The organism is Streptomyces sp. NPDC003016, assembly GCF_053591455.1.
The window spans coordinates 1-18,423 of the sequence record NZ_JBSFTV010000070.1 but is presented as its reverse complement, the minus strand read 5'-3'; the positions used below and the strand labels follow the sequence as shown (position 1 = coordinate 18,423).

The window sequence follows — 18,423 nt, the reverse complement described above, 5'->3', positions numbered from 1 at the left end:
CTCTCGTCGACCTGCTGGACCGGCTGCTGGCGGGCGGGGTCGTGATCGCGGGCGACCTGACCCTTCGCATCGCCGACGTCGATCTGGTGCGCGTCCCCCCCACCGGTGGTGGGGGGCACAGCCCGTTGCGGCGCGGCGGCCGGCGCTACCAGGTGACCGGTACCTCGGTGAGCCCGGCCGAGAGCCTCCCGCCCAGCACCTGGAGCTCCTCGATGGGACGTGCGAGGCGCAGTCCGGGCAGCCGGGTGAAGAGCAGGGTGTACGCCGTCTGGAGCTGCATGCGCGCGAGCGGGGCGCCGATGCAGTGCCACATCCCGTGACCGAACGTCAGGTGGGTGTTGGGCGAGCGGGTGATGTCGAACACCTCGGGGTCGTCGAAGACCTGGGTGTCGAAGTTGGAGAGGGTGAAGTCGAGCAGCACCAGCTCCCCGAAGCGGATGGTGACGCCGCCGATCTCGACGTCCTCGGTGGCGTAGCGCGGCAGGACCGAGCCGCCGGCCTTCGCCGACCGCAGGATCTCCTCCACGGCGCCCGCCATCGCCTTCGGGTCCGCCATGGCCGCGGCGAGCTGCTCGGGGTGAAGGCCGAACAACACCACACCGAGGTCGATGTGGCTGGCGACGGCCTCCAGTCCGGCGAACAGCACCCCGGCCGCGATGGGCCCGATGCGCGCGTCCGAGGGCTCCTTCACGCACAGCCGTGAGATCACGTCGTCGCCGGGGTCGGCCCGCTTGCGGCCCGCGAGTTCCACCAGATAGCCGAAGAGGTCCTGCTGTCCGTCCTGGACGGTGTCCGGGTCGTCCAGTCCGCCCATCTGCGAGAGCAGGGTGACGAGCAGCTCGCGGTCCTCGGCGGGCACACCGATGAGCTCGCCGAGGACGGCCAGCGAGAACGGCATCGAGAAGCCGCCGTGCAGGTCCGCCGGGGGGCCTTGCGCGATGAAGCTCTCCAGCACGGCTTCGGCGATGGCCTCGACCTTCGGCATCATGTTGAGCACGCGCCGGGCGGAGAAGTTCGGGGTGAGCATGGCGCGGGTCTCGCTGTGCAGCTTGTGCGCCACTTCGGCGTCGTCGCTGACGAGCATGTCCAGGAACGGGTTGTGGACGTAGCGCGGGGCGTTCGCCGGGTCGGGGTGCGCGCGGGCCAGCCGCTCGTCGCGGAGCAGCTCCTTGAGCTCGGCGTGGCGTGTCACCAGCCATCCCTCGTCACCGGCGGGGGTGCGCACCCGGCAGACGGAGCCGCTGGTCTGGAGCTCGCGCAGCAGCGGGCTCAGCCGCAGGACGGTGGGCGGCACTCCCTTGAGGGACGGCAGCTCCTGGGACGTGGTCATGGGGGGGTTCTCCTCTGGACGGTGGTGCGGGTGTGCTCGTCGGTCCCGGCCGCGCGGGCGGGTGCGCCGGGGGGCGGGCGGCGGGGTGTCCCGCCGCCCGCCCCCCGGACTGGTCACGCCTCGGTGGCGGGCAGGCCGCCGAGCCACTCCTCGATGGTCCGCGCCGTCAGCGCGGAGTGCTCCTTGGCGAGGGACAGGTGGTCGGCGTCGATCTCACGGATGTCGTCCGCGGGCACGCCCGCGGTGTCGAACAGGAAGCCGTCCAGCGACTGCGTGCACCGCACGAGCATCGTCGGCGCGGTGGTGGGCACCGTCTCGATGTCGGTCATCGCCATGAACCAGTGCGCCATCGCGGAGAGCCTGGCGCTGTTCAGCGTCACCGACGGCGAGTCGATGTCGGCCAGGTAGTACCGGGTGGTCCGGTCGAGGTCCTTCCCCTCGCCCGGCTGGTAGCGGATGCTCGCGGTGTCCAGCAGGACGACCGCCTCGGGCTTGATGCCCCAGGTCGCCTCCAGCACGCCGGCGGCCAGATAGGCGAGCGAGCCGCCCGTCGAGTGCCCCACCAGGACGAAGGGCTCGCCGTCGCTGGCGTGCAGGGCGCTCTCCGCCACGATGCGGGCCGCGGCCTCGCTGGTGGCCGGCAGCAGCTCGCCGGGGGCGAAGCCCATGAGCGGCAGCGCCGAGACGTGCCGCTTGCCGCGGAAGTGCGCCGCGATGCGCGCGTACTGGTGCACGCCACCGGTGGCGCCGGGGGCGCTGACGAAGACCAGCCGGGGGTTGGCCGGGCCGTCCGCGAGGACGACCGGGAGGGAGAGCTCCTCCAGGTCGGCGGGGGTCTCGAAGGTCGGCCGGGTGTTGGCGACGGCCTTGAGCATGCGCATGCCCTCCACCATCTTCCCGGCCTTGACCGCCGCGTAGAACAGCCCCTCCAGCGTCTCGTCCGTGTTCTGCGGCCGGCTCGCGGCGGCGGGCGCGGAGCCGCCGGGGAAGCCGGGGACGAGCTGACCGGCCAGTTCGCCGTGGAGCATCCGGGCGAGCTTCACCGGGGTCGCGTGGTCGAACACCACCGAGCTCGGCAGCCGCAGGCCCAGCGCCTCGCCGAGCTGGTTGCGCAGTCCGACGGAGACCAGTGAGTCGAACCCCAGCTCCAGGAAGCCGCGTTCGGGGTCCACACCGCTGGGGTCGGGGTGCCCGAGCAGCGCGGCGGAGTACCCCACGACCAGTTCGACGAGCAGGCTCTCCTGCTCGGCGGGCTTGAGGTGGCGCAGCCGTTCGCGCAGGGTGACCGGCGAGCGGTCGGCCGCGGCGGCGGAGCGGCGGGCGCGCGGGACCAGCTCCCGCCACAGCGCCGGCAGGGCCTGCTGCTCGCGCAGTCCGGTGACGTTGATCCGGGTGGGCACCACCGTGGCGCGGTCGCGGACGAGCGCGGCGTCGAAGAGCGCGAGGCCCTGGTCGATGGCCAGCGGCGGCATGCCGCCCCGGGCCATGCGCTCGAGGTCGGTGGCGCTGACATGACTGGTCATGCCGCTGCCCCGGCCCCAGGGGCCCCAGGCCAGGGAGACCGCGGGCAGGCCCTGGTCCCTGCGGTGCTGGGCGAGCGCGTCCAGGTAGGCGTTGGCCGCTGCGTAGTTGCCCTGTCCGGGGCCGCCCAGCACGCCGGAGACCGAGGAGTACAGAACGAACCCGGCGAGATCCAGCTCATGGGTGGCCTCGTGGAGATGCCAGGCCGCGTCCACCTTCGGCCGCAGGACGCGCTCCATCAGCTCCGGGGTGAGCGAGCCGGTCATCGCGTCACCGAGCACACCGGCGGTGTGGACGACGGCGGTCAGCGGATGCGCCGCGTCCACCCCGGCCAGCAGCGCGGTCACCGCGGCCCGGTCCGCCAGGTCGCAGGAGACCACGGTGGCCTCGGCGCCCAGCTCGGCCAGGGAGGCGACCAGCTCGCTCGCGCCGGGAGCCTGCGGTCCGCTCCTGCTGGCCAGCAGGAGGCGGCGTACGCCGCGCCCGGCGGCCAGGTGACGGGCCAGTTCGCCGCCGAGGCCGCCGGTTCCGCCGGTGATCAGTACGGTGCCCTCGGGGTCCCAGGCGCGTGCCGCACCCCGGGTCTCGGGGGTCTCCTCGGTGTCGGGCAGCCGGATGAGGCGGCCGGCCCTGATCGAGTGGTCGCGCACCACCAGCTGCTGCTCGTCGAGGGTGAGCAGTCCGGGCAGGACGCCCACCGACAGGAAGGCGTCGTCCATGTCGACCAGCAGGAAGCTGCCGGGGTTCTCCGTCTGCGCCGACCGTACGAGGCCCCAGACCGCGGCGGCGGCCACGTCCCGGATCTCCTCGCCGTCGAGGGCGACGGCGCCGCGGGTGACGAACACCAGCCGCGCGCCGGCCAGTCGCGGCTCGTCCAGCCACTCCTGGAGCAGGCCCAGGACGCGGGAGGTGAGGGCATGTACCGACTCGGGTCCGGGGACCCGCGGGTCGCCCACCACGGGCACCAGGAAGACGTCCGGGGCGACACCGCTGTCGCCGACCGCGCCGGTCAGGGACTCGGCGTAGGCACTGACGGTCTCGTCGGCGCGGTGCATCGCGTAGCCCAGGTCGAGTTCGTCGTCGCCGACGACCGCCCAGCGGGTGCCGGTGGCGGCCTCCGGTGTGGCGACGGGCACCCAGTCGAGCGCGAGGAACGCGCCCTTCTCGATGCCGCCCGCCGCGGGCGTGGCCGCCGGGCGCTGTCCGCCGGGCGCGCCCAGGGTCAGCGTGTCGACGGAGAGCACCGGGGCGCCCGTCGCGTCGGCCGCGGTCAGTGCCACCTCGCCGGGGCCGGTCGCGGTGATCCGCACGCGCAGGGCGGAGGCCGCCGTGGCGTGCAGGGTCAGTCCGTTCCAGGACACGGGGACGACCGGGGCCGCGAGGCCGTCGGCGTCCAGGCAGCCCGCCGCGCGGATCGCGGCGTCCAGCAGCGCGGGGTGGATCCCGTACGCGTCGGCGTCCTCGGCGGACATGGGCAGTGTCACCTCGGCGAAGATCTCGCCCTCGCGCCGCCAGACGCCCGACAGCCCACGGAAAGCGGGCCCGTAGTCCAGTCCGGCGCCGGACAGGCGCTCGTAGAGGGTGTCGACGTCGACCGGTTCGGCACCGCTCGGCGGCCAGTCGGCGGTGTCGAGTCCGCCGGGCTCACCGGCCGGTTCGCCGGTCGCCAGCACGCCTCGGGCGTGGGCCGTCCAGGGCCCGGTGTCCCCTTCGGCGGGACGCGAGTGCACGGTCAGCGTGCGGCGGCCCGCCTCGTCCGGCGATCCCACCCGCACCTGCACGGCGAGGCCGGCGCGCTCGGGCGGCGCGAGGGGGGCGAGCAGGGTCAGTTCCTCGACGCGGTCCTGGCCTGCCTGGTCTCCGGCGCGTACGGCGAGTTCCGCGAGGGCCGTGCCCGGCAGGACGATCCGGCCGTCGACCCGGTGGTCGGCGAGCCACGGGTGGGACTGCGCGGACAGTCTGCCGGTGAGCAGGATCTCGTCGGAGTCGGCGATCGTGACCGCGGCGCCGAGCAGCGGGTGCCCGGCGGCGATCAGACCGAGGCCCGAGGCGTCACCGGTGGCGGCGCGGACGGTGGGCCAGTACCGGCGGCGCTGGAACGCGTACGTCGGAAGCTCGACGGGGCGCGCGCCCGTGCCGGCGAACAGCGCGGCCCAGTCGACGGCGACTCCGCGCGTGAACAGTCCGGCGAGGGCGGTAACGGCCGAGGTCTCCTCGGAGACGTCCTTGCGCAGGACGGGCAGCGCCGCCACGGCCGGGTCCTGGACGGACTCCGGTACGAGGGCGGAGAGCACCGCGTCCGGGCCCAGTTCCAGGAACGTGCGCACGCCGCGGTCGGCCAGGGTCCGCACCCCGTCGCCGAACCGTACGGCCTCGCGGACGTGGCGCACCCAGTAGCCGGCGTCGGTCAGCGCACCGGCGGCGGCCACTTCCCCGGTGAGGTTGGACACCACGGGGACGGACGGCTCACCGTACGTCAGGGTCTCGGCCACGGCGCGGAACGCGTCGAGCATGGGCTCCATGAGCGGCGAGTGGAAGGCGTGGCTGACCGCGAGCCGGGTGGTCTTGCGCCCCTGCGACGCCAGCCGGTCCGCGAGGGCGAGCACCGCGGCCTCGTCGCCGGAGACGACGACGGCGTCCGGGCCGTTGACCGCGGCGACGGACACCCCGTCGGTCAGCAACGGCAGGACCTCGTCCTCGGTGGCACGTACGGCGGCCATCGCGCCGCCGACGGGCAGCTCGCGCATCAAGCGGGCCCGCGCGGCGACCAGCCGGCAGGCGTCCTCCAGCGAGAACACCCCGGCCACGTGCGCGGCCGTGATTTCGCCGACGGAGTGCCCGGCCAGGAAGTCCGGCTTGACGCCCCAGGAGCGGACCAGCCTGTACAGCGCGAACTCGACGGCGAACAGGGCGGGCTGGGCGAATCCGGTGTCGTTCAGCGCGTCCGGGTCCGTACCCCACATCACCTCGCGCAGCGGACGGTCCAGCTCCTTGTCCAGGAGCTCCAGTACGTCGTCCAGGGCCTCGGCGAAGACGGGGAAGCGCGCGTGCAGTTCGCGGCCCATGCCGATGCGCTGGGAGCCCTGGCCGGAGAACAGCACGGCCACGGCGCCCTTGCCGGACACCCCGCGCGCCGCCTCGACCAGTGCGCCGTCCTCGTTCGCGGAGGCCAGGAGCACGGCGCGGTGCTCGAACGCGGAGCGGGTGGTGGCGAGGGAGAAGCCGATGCCGAGCGGGTCGTGGCCCGGTACCTCGGCCAGCGCGCGGACCTGCTCCAGCTGGGCGTCGAGCGCGGCCTCGCCGCGGCCCGACACGGGCCAGGGCACAGTCCTGGGCGTGAGTTCCGGCGCCGGGGCGGGCTCGTCGGCGTCCTCGGCGGGCGGGGCCTGCTCCAGCAGCACATGCGCGTTGGTGCCGCTGATGCCGAACGACGACACTCCCGCGCGGCGCACCCGCTCGCCCTGCGGCCACGGGACCGGCTCGGTCAGCAGCCGTACGTCACCGGCCGACCAGTCGACGTGCGAGGACGGCGCGTCCACGTGCAGGGTCTGGGGCAGCACCCCTTCGCGCAGCGCGAGCACCATTTTCATCACGCCCGCGACGCCCGCGGCCGCCTGGGTGTGGCCGATGTTGGACTTGACCGTGCCGAGCCACAGCGGGCGCTGCTCCTCGCGGTCCTGGCCGTAGGTGGCCAGCAGGGCGCCCGCCTCGATGGGGTCGCCCAGGGTGGTGCCCGTGCCGTGCGCCTCGACGGCGTCGACATCGGCCGGGGAGAGGCCCGCGCCGGCCAGGGCCTGGCGGATGACGCGCTGCTGGGAGGGCCCGTTGGGGGCGCTCAGGCCGTTGGACGCGCCGTCCTGGTTGACCGCGCTGCCGCGCAGCACCGCCAGGACCGGGTGTCCGTTGCGCCGGGCGTCGGACAGCCGCTCGACGAGCAGCATGCCCGCGCCCTCGGACCAGGCGGTGCCGTCCGCCGAGTCGGAGAAGGCCTTGCAGCGTCCGTCGGCGGCAAGCCCGCCCTGGACACTGAATCCGACGAAGCTGGAGGAGGTCGCCATCACGGTGACGCCGCCGGCCAGCGCCAGCGAGCATTCGCCGTTGCGGACGGCCTGCGCGGCGAGGTGCAGGGTCACCAGCGAGGACGAGCAGGCCGTGTCGAGGGTGACCGCCGGGCCCTCCAGGCCCAGGACGAAGGACAGCCGGCCCGACATGACGCTGGCCGCCAGTCCGTTGCCCGCGTAGCCGCCCATGTCGTCGCGCGAGGCGAGCACCAGGTGGGCGTAGTCCTGGGAGTTGGTCCCGACGAAGACGCCGGTCCTGCTGCCGCGCAGCGTGCCCGGGTCGACGCCCGAACGCTCGATGGCCTCCCAGGACACCTCCAGGAGCAGCCGCTGCTGCGGGTCCATGGCGAGGGCCTCGCGCGGGGATATCCCGAAGAAGTCGGGGTCGAAGCGCGACGCCTCGTGCAGGAAGCCGCCCTCCTGGGTGGCGCTGCGCCCCTCGCCGTCGCCGGCGAGGGCGTCCAGGTCCCAGCCCCGGTCGTCCGGGAACCCGGAGATCGCGCTCCGGCCGGAGGAGAGCAGCTCCCAGAAGTCCTCGGGGGACCGGACCCCGCCGGGGAACCTGCACCCCATTCCGACGATCGCCACCGGTTCGTGGCGGCCGGATTCGGCTTCCTGGAGCCGCTGGCGGGTCTGGTGCAGATCCGTCGTGACCCACTTCAGGTATTCGACGAGTTTCTTTTCGTCCGGCATCGTCCGTGAACCTTCCTCAGATGTTGGCATGCGCGGGGAGTGGGCCCCCTGTCAGGAGTCCGTTGACCGGCCGAGTTCGTTGTCGATGAAGGCGAGGATCTCGTCGGCGCTGGCGGCCTCGATCCGTTCGGTGACGACGGCCCCGCCGGTCTCGGGGGCGGACTCGTCCCACCTCGCGAGCAGGCGGCGCAGCCTCCCGGCGACTCCGGTCCTGGTGACCTCGTCGATCTCGCCCTCGGTGAGCGCCGCCTCCAGCCGGTCGAGCGCGGTCAGCGGCGAGGCGTCCTCGCCGGGGGTGTCCGCGCCGAACAGGGCCGAGGCGAGGTGCCGGGCGACGGCGAGCGGCGTGGGGTGGTCGAACACGAGGGTGGAGGGGAGCCGTACGCCGGTGGACGCGGCCAGCCTGGTGCGCAGCTCCACCGCCATCAGCGAGTCGAAGCCCAGCCGGCTGAAGTCCCGGTCGGCCGGGACGGCGTCCGGGGAGGGGTGTCCCAGCACGGCGGCGGTGTCGGCCCGTACCAGCTCGACCAGCGCCGTCTCCCGGTCCTGCTCGTCCAGTGCGTTCAGACGATCGGCCAGGGGGGTGGCGCGGACGTGGGGCGCGGCCGTGCGGCGGCCCGTGGTCATCAGTCCGCGCAGGATCGCGGGGACCTGGGCCGGCCGCGCCGCTCCGGCGGCCATCCGCACCGGGACGACCAGTGCCTCGTCGCGTGCCATGGCCGCGTCGAACAGGGCGAGGCCCTGCTCGGCCGAGAGCGCGGCGTGCTCCGAGCGGGACATCCGCCGCAGGTCGGTTTCGCTCAGCGTGCTGGTCATGCCGCTGTCCTGCACCCAGGGGCCCCAGGCCAGTGAGGCGGCGGGCAGGCCGAGCGCGGCGCGGTGCGCGGCCAGCGCGTCCAGGAACGCGTTGGCGGCAGCGTAGTTGCCCTGGCCCGGTCCCCCGGTGACCCCGGCGACCGAGGAGTACAGGACGAACGCGGCCGGCTCGTGGCCGAGGCTCAGTGTCACCTCGTGCAGCCACCAGGCCGCGTCCGCCTTGGGGCGCAGGATCCGGTCCACCAGGTCGGGGGTGAGCGAGCCGATCGTGGCGTCGCCCAGCACGCCGGCGGTGTGCACCACCGCGGTGAGCGGGTGTTCGGCCGGCAGGCCGGACAGCAGTGCGTAGAGCGCCGTACGGTCGCCGACGTCGCAGGCCGCGACGGTCACCTCGGCGCCCAGGCCGGTCAGTTCGGCCCGCAGTTCCCGCGCGCCGGGTGCGTCGGGGCCGCGCCGGCCGGCCAGCAGCAGGTGCTTGATGCCGTGCGCGGTCACCAGGTGCCTGGCGAGCGCGCTGCCGAGGCCGCCGGTGCCGCCGGTGATCAGTACGGTGCCGTCGCGGTCCCAGGAGCCGATCCCGTCCGGGGCCGGGGCGGCGCCGCCGGGCAGCCGGGACAGGCGGGCCACCCGTGCGACGCCGTCGCGCACCGCGGCCTGGGACTCGCCGGCGTCCAGCAGGCCCGGCAGGGCGGTGAGGGCCGCGGTGAGCGCGTCGGGGTCGTCGAGGTCGAGCAGGAAGAAGCTGTCGGGCTCCTCCAGCTGGGCGGAGCGCACGAGTCCCCACACGGGGGCGGCGGTCACGTCCCGCAGGTGCTCGGTGCCGACGGCGACTGCGCCCCGGGTGACGAACACCAGCCGCGCCGCGTCGGTCCGGGGGTCGGCGGACCAGGCGCGCAGCAGGTCGAGGGCGGCGACGGTCGTGGTCCGCAGCGCGTCCGGGACGCTCCCGGCGTCGCTCTGGTCCCCGGTGAGGGGGGCCAGTACGACCTCGGGGAACGGCCCTTCGGCCTCCAGCAGCGCGGCCAGTGATCCGGCGCGTGCGGCGGACGCCCCGTCCACCGGGTCCAGCGCGGCCGTCAGGCCCGCCGGGTCCGCGCCGACGACCGCCCAGCGCAGGGCGGCCGGGGAGGCGGGCGCCGGCCGTGCGGCCGGTGCCTCCCACACGACGCCGAGCAGCGGGGCGGGCTCCGTGACCGGTGCGGCCGTCGGTGCGGCGGCGACCGGGCGGACGGTCAGGCGTGCGGAGAGCACCGGTGCGCCCTGCACGTCGACGGCCGTCAGTGACACGGTGTCCTCGCCGGTGGCGGTCAGCCGGACCCGCAGCGCCGTGGCGGCGCCCGCGTGCAGGGTCAGTCCGTGCCAGGCGACGGCTTCGACTCCCCCGGCCCGTGCGTCGGCGTCCAGCAATGCGGTCGCGCGGACAGCGGTGTCCAGCAGCGTCGGGTGCATCGTGAACGTCCCGTCGCCGCTTGCCTGTTCGGTGAGCGAGACCTCCGCGTACACCGTGCCGCCCAGCCGCCAGGCGGCCCCGGTCTCGGTCCGCTCGTCGGCGTCGTCGTGGCTGAACGGGACGGCTTCGGCGCCCGCGGGCGGCCAGACGGTGGTGTCGAACGGCGTGCCGGACGTCCCCGCCGGGTCACCGGCGCTCAGCACTCCGGTGGCGTGGCGGGTCCAGGGCAGGTCCTCGGTGGACTCGGGGCGGGCGTGCACGTCCAGGGGACGGCGGCCCGTCTCGTCGGCGGCGCCCACCCGCACCTGGAGGTGCACCGCGCCCTCGTCCGGTACGAACAGCCCGCTGTGCACGGTCAGTTCCTCGACCAGCGCGCAGCCGGCCTCGTCACCGGCGCGTACGGCCAGTTCGGCGAGGGCCGCCGCGGGCAGCGGCACGTGGCCTTCCGCGATCCGGTGGGCCGCCAGCCAGGGCAGCGCCGAGAGCGACAGCCGGCCGGTGAGGACCACGTCGTCGGAGCCGGCCACCGTCGTCGCGGCGCCCAGCAGCGGGTGTCCGGCGGACACCAGGCCGAGGCCGGAGGCGTCACCCCGCGCGGCCACCGACGCCCTGGGCCAGTAGCGCTCGCGCTGGAACGCGTAGGTCGGCAGTTCGGTCCGCCGTGCGCCGGTGCCGGAGAAGACCCCGGCCCAGTCGGCGGCGACGCCGTGGGTGTGGAGCTGGGCCAGTGCGGTGAGGGCGGTCGCCTCCTCGGGCCTGTCCTTGCGCAGGACGGGCACCACCACGCTCTCGTCGGGAGCGCAGGCGCGGACCAGGGCGGACAGCACTCCGTCGGGGCCCAGCTCCAGGAAGGTGCCGACGCCCTCGCCGGTGAGGGCACGGACGCCGTCCGCGAAGCGGACCGCCTCGCGGACGTGCCGTACCCAGTAGTCGGCGGTGCCCAGTCGGCCGTCCGTGACCGGCGCGCCGGTCAGGTTCGACACGAGCGCGATGCGCGGCGGGTGGTAGGTGAGCGTCTCGGCGACCGCCCGGAACTCTGCCAGCATCGGGTCCATCAGGGGCGAGTGGAACGCGTGGCTCACCGGGAGCCGGCTCGTCCTGCGTCCCTGGGCCGTCAGCCGCTCGGCGGCCTTCAGCACCCGGTCCTCGTCGCCGGAGATCACCACGGCTGTGGGGCCGTTGACGGCGGCGATCGCGACCCGGCCGCAGAGCAGCGGCGCGACCTCGTCCTCGGTCGCCTCGACGGCGACCATGGCGCCGTCCTCGGGCAGCGCGTCCATCAGCCGGGCGCGGGCGGCGACCAGGCGGGCCGCGTCCTCCAGCGAGAACACTCCGGCCACGTGCGCGGCGGTGATCTCACCGATGGAGTGCCCGGCCACGAAGTCCGGGGTCACCCCCCACGACTCGACGAGCCGGAACAGCGCCACCTCGACCGCGAACAGCGCGGGCTGGGTGTACGCGGTGCGGTCGAGCAGTTTGGCGTCGTCGCCCCAGATCACCTCGCGCAGCGGGCGGGCCGACTCCGCGTCCAGGTGGGCCAGGGCGGAGTCGAGGGCGTCGGCGAACACCGGGAAGCGTGCGTACAGTTCGCGGCCCATGCCCAGCCGCTGGCTGCCCTGGCCGGAGAAGAGGACGGCTGTGGGGCGTTCCACGGCCACTCCCCTGGCCACGACCGGCGCGGACGCGTCCGCGCCGGTGGCCGGGGCCAGCAGCACGGCCCGGTGCTCGAAGGCCGACCGGCCCTCGAGCAGCGACAGTCCGATGTCGGCCGGGGACAGTTCGGGGCGGGCTGCCACGAAGGACCGCAGCCGCTCCAGCTGTGCGTCGAGCGCCTCTTCGCTCTTGGCCGCCACGAGCCAGGGGACGACCGTGGGCTCGGCCTCGGGAGCGGGCGGGGCCGCCGCCGGTTCGGCGGGCGGGGCCTGCTCCAGGATGACGTGCGCGTTGGTGCCGCTGATGCCGAAGGACGACACACCGGCCCGGCGCGCGCGCCCGGTCTGCGGCCACTCGCGCGGCTCGGTCAGCAGCTCGACGGCGCCCGAGGCCCAGTCGACCCGGGTCGAGGGCTCACTGACGTGCAGCGTCCGGGGCAGTGTGCCGTGCCGCAGCGCCAGCACTGTCTTCAGTACGCCGGCGACACCGGCGGCGGCCTGCGTGTGTCCGAGGTTGGACTTCACGGACCCGAGCAGCAGGGGCCGCTCGGCGTCCCGGCCGCGCCCGTAGGTGGCGAGGAGGGCTCCGGCCTCGATGGGGTCGCCCAGCGTGGTGCCGGTGCCGTGGGCCTCGACGGCGTCCACGTCGGCCGGGGTGAGGCCGCCTGCGGCCAGGGCCTGGCGGATCACCCGCTGCTGGGAGGGGCCGTTGGGGGCGGTGAGTCCGTTCGACGCGCCGTCCTGGTTGACGGCGGAGCCCCTCAGGACGGCCAGGATCTCGTGGCCGTTGCGCCGGGCGTCGGACATCCGCTCGACGACGATCACACCGACGCCCTCCGACCATCCGGTGCCGTCGGCCGAGTCGGAGAACGCCTTGCAGCGCCCGTCCGGGGCGAGTCCGCCCTGCCGGGTGAACCCGGCGAAGCTCGTCGCGGTCGACATCACGGTGACGCCGCCGACCAGCGCCATGGAGCACTCGTCGGCGCGCAGCGCCTGGGCGGCCCAGTGCAGCGCGACCAGCGAGGAGGAGCAGGCGGTGTCCACGGTGACGGCGGGGCCCTCGAATCCGAAGGCGTAGGAGAGCCTGCCGGAGATGACGCTGGCGGCCAGACCGGTCCCGGCGTGGCCCTCCACGTCCTCGTTCGCCTGGAGGATCAGGTTGGCGTAGTCCTGGCCGTTGGTGCCGACGAACACTCCCGTCCGGCTGCCGCGCAGCGCTGCGGGGTCGGTCCCGGTCCGCTCCAACGCCTCCCAGGCGGTCTCCAGCAGCAGCCGCTGCTGGGGGTCCATGGCGAGGGCCTCACGCGGGGAGATGTCGAAGAAGCCGGGGTCGAAGTCGGCGGCCCCGTAGAGGAATCCGCCCTCGCGTGTGGCGCTGCGGCCCTGGCCGGCGCCCGCGAGGACGTCGAGGTTCCAGCCGCGGTCGGTGGGGAACTCGGCGATCCCGTCGCGGCCCTCGGTGAGCAGCTGCCACAGGTCCTCGGGCGACTGCACCCCGCCGGGGAAGCGGCAGGCCATGCCGACGACCACGACCGGGTCGTCGGTGACGGCGGTGGGGGCGGCGTCGGTCGTGGCGGACACCGGGTCGCTGTCGTCGCCGAGCAGTTCGGCGACGAGGTGGGCGGTCAGCGCGTGCGCCGTCGGGTAGTCGAACACCAGGCCGGCGGGGAGCGCCAGGCCGGTCGTCCGGGCGAGCCGGTTGCTCAGTTCGACGGCGGTCAGCGAGTCGAAGCCGAGGTCGCGGAAGGCCTTGTCGCCCTTGATCGCTTCGGCTCCGGTGTGGCCGAGTACCGCGGCGGCCTGGGTGCGGACGATGTCGAGCAGTACGGCGGCCCGCTTGGCCCCGGTGGCCTCGCGCAGCTGCTCGCGCAGCCCGGAGGCGGCCGTCGCGCCCTCGCGGCGCGCCTCGTGCACCGCCGTCAGCGCCTTGCGCGCCTCGGGCAGGTCGGCGAGCAGCGGGCTGGGGCGCAGGCTGAGCAGGGCGTTCAGCAGCTGCGGTTGTTGCAGGTCGGCGATGACGACGGTCGGCTCGGGTTCCACGACGACGCGCAGCAGAGCCGAGACGGCCAGCTCGGGGTCGAGCGCGCCGGGGCCCTCCGCGGGGGTGGCGTGGCCGGGGCGGGCCGCCTGGCCCGCCATGCCGCCGCCGCCCCAGGCGCCCCAGGCGATCGAGGCCGCGGGCAGGCCGAGGGTGCGACGCCGCTCGGCCAGGGCGTCGAGGACGGCGTTGGCCGCCGCGTAGTTGGCCTGGCCGGGGTTGCCGACGGAGCCCGCCACGGAGGAGAACAGGGCGAACACCGACAGGTCGAGATCGCGGGTCAGTTCGTCGAGCAGCAGGGCGGAGGCGACCTTGGAGCGGAACACCGTGTCGAACCGCTCGTCCGTCAGGCCGGCCAGCACCCCGTCGTCCAGTACGCCCGCCGTGTGCACCACACCGGTCAGCGGGTGGTCATCGGGGACGGCCGCCAGCACCCCGGTCAGGTCGTCGCGGTCGGCCGCGTCACCGGCGGTGAGGGTGACCCGGGCGCCGAGGGCGGTCAGTTCGTCGCGCAGTTCCCCGGCGCCGGGCGCGTCCGGGCCGCGACGGCTCAGCAGCACGAGATGCGGTACGCCCTCGCTCGCCAGCCGCCGCGCGACATGGGCGCCGAGTGCGCCCGTGCCACCGGTGACGAGCACCGTGCCGGAGGGCCGCCACCGCTCTTCGGCGTGGTCCGCGCCCTCACCCTGCGGGGTGGGCGCGGCGACCATCCTGCGGCCGAACACGCCCGAGGCGCGGACCGCGACCTGGTCCTCGCCGTCCTGGCCGGTCAGTACGGCGAGGAAGCGGCGTACCGTCCGCTCGTCGAGTTCTTCGGGCAGGTCGACCAGTCCGCCCCAGCGCTGGGGCTGTTCGAGGGCCGCGACGCGGCCGAGGCCCCAGACCGCGGCCTGCGCCGGGCCGGTGAGCGGCTCGGAGCGGACGGTGGAGACGGCGCCGCGGGTGACGGCCCACAGGGGGGCCGTGATGCCCGCGTCACCGAGTGCCCGGGTGAGGGCGGCGGTGGCGATCAGGCCCGCCGGTACGCCGGAGGGGCCGGCCGACTCGTCGAGGGCGAGCAGCGACACCACTCCGGTGATCTTGTCCGGGGCGTCCGCGGCGGCCTCGGTGAGCCGCTCGACGAGACCGGTCGCGGCGGCGTCCACGCGTACGGCGGCCGGGCCGAGCGCGCTGATGAGCGAGGTCACCCACGCGTCGGCGATCGCGGTCTCGGGGGTCAGGACCAGCCAGGTCCCCGGCAGGGGTCCGGCGCCGCCGACCGTCAGCGGCTTCCAGCTCTGCCGGTAGCGCCACGCGTCCACGGCGGAGCGGGCCTTGTGGCGCGTGCGCCACGACGACAGGGCGGGCAGTACGGCGCCGAGTGAGGCGCCGTCCACGTCGAGCCCGGCCGCGAGGGACTCCAGGTCCTCCCGCTCCACCGCCGCCCAGAACTCCGCGTCGACCGGGTCCGTGCCGTCGGCGGGGGCCGCCGCGACGAGCTCGGGCCAGAACCGCTCGCGCTGGAAGGCGTAGGTCGGCAGGTCGGTCTGCCGGGCGCCGGTGCCTGCGAAGAGCCCGGCCCAGTCGATGGCGCCGCCCGCGACGTGGAGCTGCGCCAGCGCGGTGACCAGTGCGGTTTCCTCGCCGCGGTCCTTGCGCAGCGCCGGGATCACCACGGCGGTGGCGGGCACGGACTCGCGGGTCATCGCGGAGAGCACGCCGTCGGGGCCCAGTTCCAGGAACGTGGTCACGCCCCGGTCGGCGAGTGTGCGGACGCCGTCGGCGAAGCGCACGGCCTCGCGGACGTGACGTACCCAGTACGCGGCCGAGCACAGTTCGCCGGCGGCTGCCACGTCCCCGGTCAGGTTCGACACCACGGGGATGGTGGGCTCGGTGTACGACAGGCTCTCCGCGACCGTGCGGAACTCCTCCAGCACCGGGTCCATCAGCGGCGAGTGGAAGGCGTGCGAGACCCGCAGCCAGGTGGCCTTGCGGCCGTCCTCCTCCAGTCGCGCCGCGACCTCCATGACCTCGTCCTCGTGACCGGAGATCACCACCGACGAGGGGCCGTTGACCGCGGCGACGGACACCCCGCCGGCCAGCAGCGGCAGGACCTCGTCCTCCGTCGCCCGGACCGCGACCATCGCGCCGCCGGCCGGCAGTGCCTGCATCAGGCGCGCCCGCGCGGCCACCAGCGTGCAGGCGTCCTCCAGCGAGAACACTCCGGCCACGTGCGCGGCGGCGATCTCACCGATGGAGTGCCCGGCCACGAAGTCCGGGGTCACACCCCACGACTCGACCAGCCGGAACAGCGCCACCTCGATTGCGAACAGCGCGGGCTGGGTGAAGCCCGTCTCGTTGAGCAGATCGGTGTCGTCGCCCCACATCACCACCCTCAGCGGGCGGCCCGTCTCGCCTTCCAGCAGGTCGAGTACGGAGTCCAGCGCCTCGGCGAACACCGGGAAGCGGCCGTACAGCTCCCGGCCCATCCCCAGCCGCTGCGAACCCTGGCCCGAGAACAGCACCGCCGTCGTCTGTTCGGTGGCCAGGCCGCGGGCGATCTCCGGGATGCCTTCTCCGGTCGCCAGCAGCACCGCTCGGTGCTCGAAGAGGGAGCGGCCGGTCGCCAGCGAGTGGCCGACGTCGACCGCGGACCGCTGGGAGTGCTCCCGCGCGAAGTCCCGCAGCCGGCCGATCTGTCCGTCCAGCGCCGCCTCGCTCTTGGCCGATACGAGCCACGGCACGGCGTCAGGGGCGGCTTCGGGGGCCGCCGGGGCGTCGGTGTCCGGCTCGGGGTCCGCCTGTTCCAGGACAACGTGCGCGTTCGTTCCGCTGATACCGAAGGACGAGACGCCGGCCCGGCGGGCGCGTCCGGTCTGCGGCCACGCGGTGTTGTCGGCCAGCAGCTCCACGGCGCCCGCCGACCAGTCGACGTGCGTCGAGGGCTCGGTCAGGTGCAACGTCCTCGGGAGCGTCCCGTGCCGCAGCGCCATCACCATCTTGACCAGACCCGCGGCGCCCGCCGCGGCCTGGGTGTGGCCGATGTTGGATTTCACGGAGCCCAGCAGCAGCGGCAGTTCCTGGTCGCGGTCCTGGCCGTAGGTGGCCAGCAGCGCCTGCGCCTCGATCGGGTCGCCGAGCGGTGTTCCGGTGCCGTGCGCCTCCACGGCGTCGACGTCGGCCGCAGACAGTCCGGCGTTGGCGAGCGCCTGACGGATCACGCGCTGCTGCGCGGGGCCGTTGGGCGCCGTCAGGCCGTTCGACGCGCCGTCCTGGTTGACGGCGCTGCCGCGTACGACCGCCAGCACCTTGTGCCCGTTGCGCCGTGCGTCCGACAGCCGCTCCAGGACCAGCACGGCCGCGCCCTCGGACCAGCCCGTGCCGTCGGCGGAGTCGGAGAAGGCCTTGCACCGGCCGTCGCCGGCCAGGCCGCCCATCCGGGAGAAGCCGGCGAAGTTCGCGGAGGTGGCCATCACCGTCACGCCGCCCGCGAGGGCGAGCGAGCACTCGCCGCTGCGCAGGGCCTGGGCCGCGAGGTGCAGGGAGACGAGGGACGACGAGCACGCGGTGTCGACCGACATGGCCGGGCCCTCCAGGCCCAGCGCGTAGGCCAGCCGGCCGGAGACGACGCTGACCGCGAGTCCGGTGGTGGCGTGGCCCGCCATGTCGTCCTTGGCCCGCATGACGAGGCCGGCGTAGTCCTGGCCGCTGACGCCGACGAAGACGCCGGTCCGGCTGCCGCGCAGGGTGGCCGGGTCGATGCCGGCGCGTTCGGCGGCCTCCCAGGAGACTTCGAGCAGGACGCGCTGCTGCGGGTCCATGGCGACGGCCTCGCGCGGGGAGATGCCGAAGAATCCGGCGTCGAAGTCGGCGACGTCGCGGAGGAATCCGCCCTGGCCCTCGGTCGCGCCGATGGTGGTGTCGGCCTGCCAGCCGCGGTCCTCGGGGAAGCCGGAGATGGCGTCGCCGCCGGAGAACACCAGGTCCCAGAGCCCTTCGGGCGATTCCACGCCGCCGGGGAAGCGGCAGCTCATGCCGACGATCGCGATGGGATCGTCGGCGGCGTCGGAGGGGTCGCGCGATTCGCGTACGGCGGCCGTCGCGGCGGTGTCGTCGCCTGCCAGCTCGTCGAGCAGGTACGCGGCGAGCCGCGCCGGTGTGGGGTAGTCGAAGATCAGGGTGGCGGGCAGGGTGAGTCCGGTGGCGCCCGCCAGCCGGTTGCGCAGTTCGACGGCGGTCAGCGAGTCGAAGCCCAGCTGGCGGAACTCGCGTTCCACGGCGATGGCCTCGGGCGAGGAGTGCGCGAGCACGACCGCCGCCTCGGCGCGGACGAGGTCGGTGAGCAGCCGGGGCCGCTCCTCCTCGCGCAGCGCGGCGAGCCGCTCGACGAGTCCCGCGCGGGACACCGCGGAGGCTCCGCCCTTGGCGGCGCGGCGGCCACTGCGCACGAGGCCCCGCAGGAGCGCGGGGACGCCGGCCGCGGCCGGGATCGTACCGCCGGAGACGGCCAGCGGGACGATCAGGGCCTCGTCGCTCGTGGTCGCGGCGTCGAACAGCGCGAGGCCCCGTTCCACCGCGATCAGCGGCATTCCGGAGTCGTTGCTGACGCGGCGCAGGTCGTGGTCCTCCAGCGCGGCGGTCATGCCCACGCCCTGTTCCCAGGCGCCCCAGGCCAGTGACAGGCCGGGCAGACCCAGGGCACGGCGGTGGGCGGCCAGGGCGTCGAGGAAGGTGTTTCCCGCGGCGTAGTTGGCCTGTCCGGGGCTGCCCATGACGCCTGCGGTGGACGAGTAGAGGACGAAGGCGGCGAGGTCGAGGTCCCGGGTCAGCTCGTGCAGGTTCCACGCAGCGTCCACCTTCGGACGCAACACCCCCGCCAACCG

At 74.8% G+C, this 18,423-nt stretch carries 3 protein-coding genes and 1 pseudogene; 1 reads left to right on the top strand and 3 read right to left on the bottom strand.

What is annotated here, in order from left to right; all coding sequences use genetic code 11:
• Positions 1–95: pseudogene (gvpJ, locus tag ACWDZ4_RS34035) on the top strand (gas vesicle protein GvpJ); the annotation flags it as partial.
• Positions 96–145: 50 nt separating this feature from the next.
• Here gvpJ and ACWDZ4_RS34030 read toward each other — a convergent pair.
• The 3 genes from ACWDZ4_RS34030 to ACWDZ4_RS34020 all read right to left on the bottom strand — a co-directional run.
• Positions 146–1,330: a cytochrome P450 gene (locus tag ACWDZ4_RS34030; RefSeq protein WP_450264575.1), complete on the bottom strand. Its 1,185-nt coding sequence runs from the start codon at positions 1,328–1,330 to the stop codon at positions 146–148.
• A 113-nt stretch (positions 1,331–1,443) separates the two neighbouring features.
• Positions 1,444–7,605 carry a type I polyketide synthase gene (locus ACWDZ4_RS34025; protein WP_451512255.1) on the bottom strand — a complete coding sequence of 2,054 codons (6,162 nt, stop codon included), beginning with the start codon at positions 7,603–7,605 and terminating at the stop codon, positions 1,444–1,446.
• A 51-nt stretch (positions 7,606–7,656) separates the two neighbouring features.
• Positions 7,657–18,423 (bottom strand): type I polyketide synthase (locus ACWDZ4_RS34020; protein ID WP_451512254.1); only part of this gene is annotated, 10,767 nt, incomplete at its 5' end.

Bases quoted from the DNA above. Each gene is read 5' to 3' on its own strand.
- ACWDZ4_RS34025 (WP_451512255.1), bottom strand. From the start codon at position 7,605: ATGCCGGACGAAAAGAAACTCGTCGAATACCTGAAGTGGGTCACGACG.
- ACWDZ4_RS34030 (WP_450264575.1), bottom strand. From the start codon at position 1,330: ATGACCACGTCCCAGGAGCTGCCGTCCCTCAAGGGAGTGCCGCCCACC.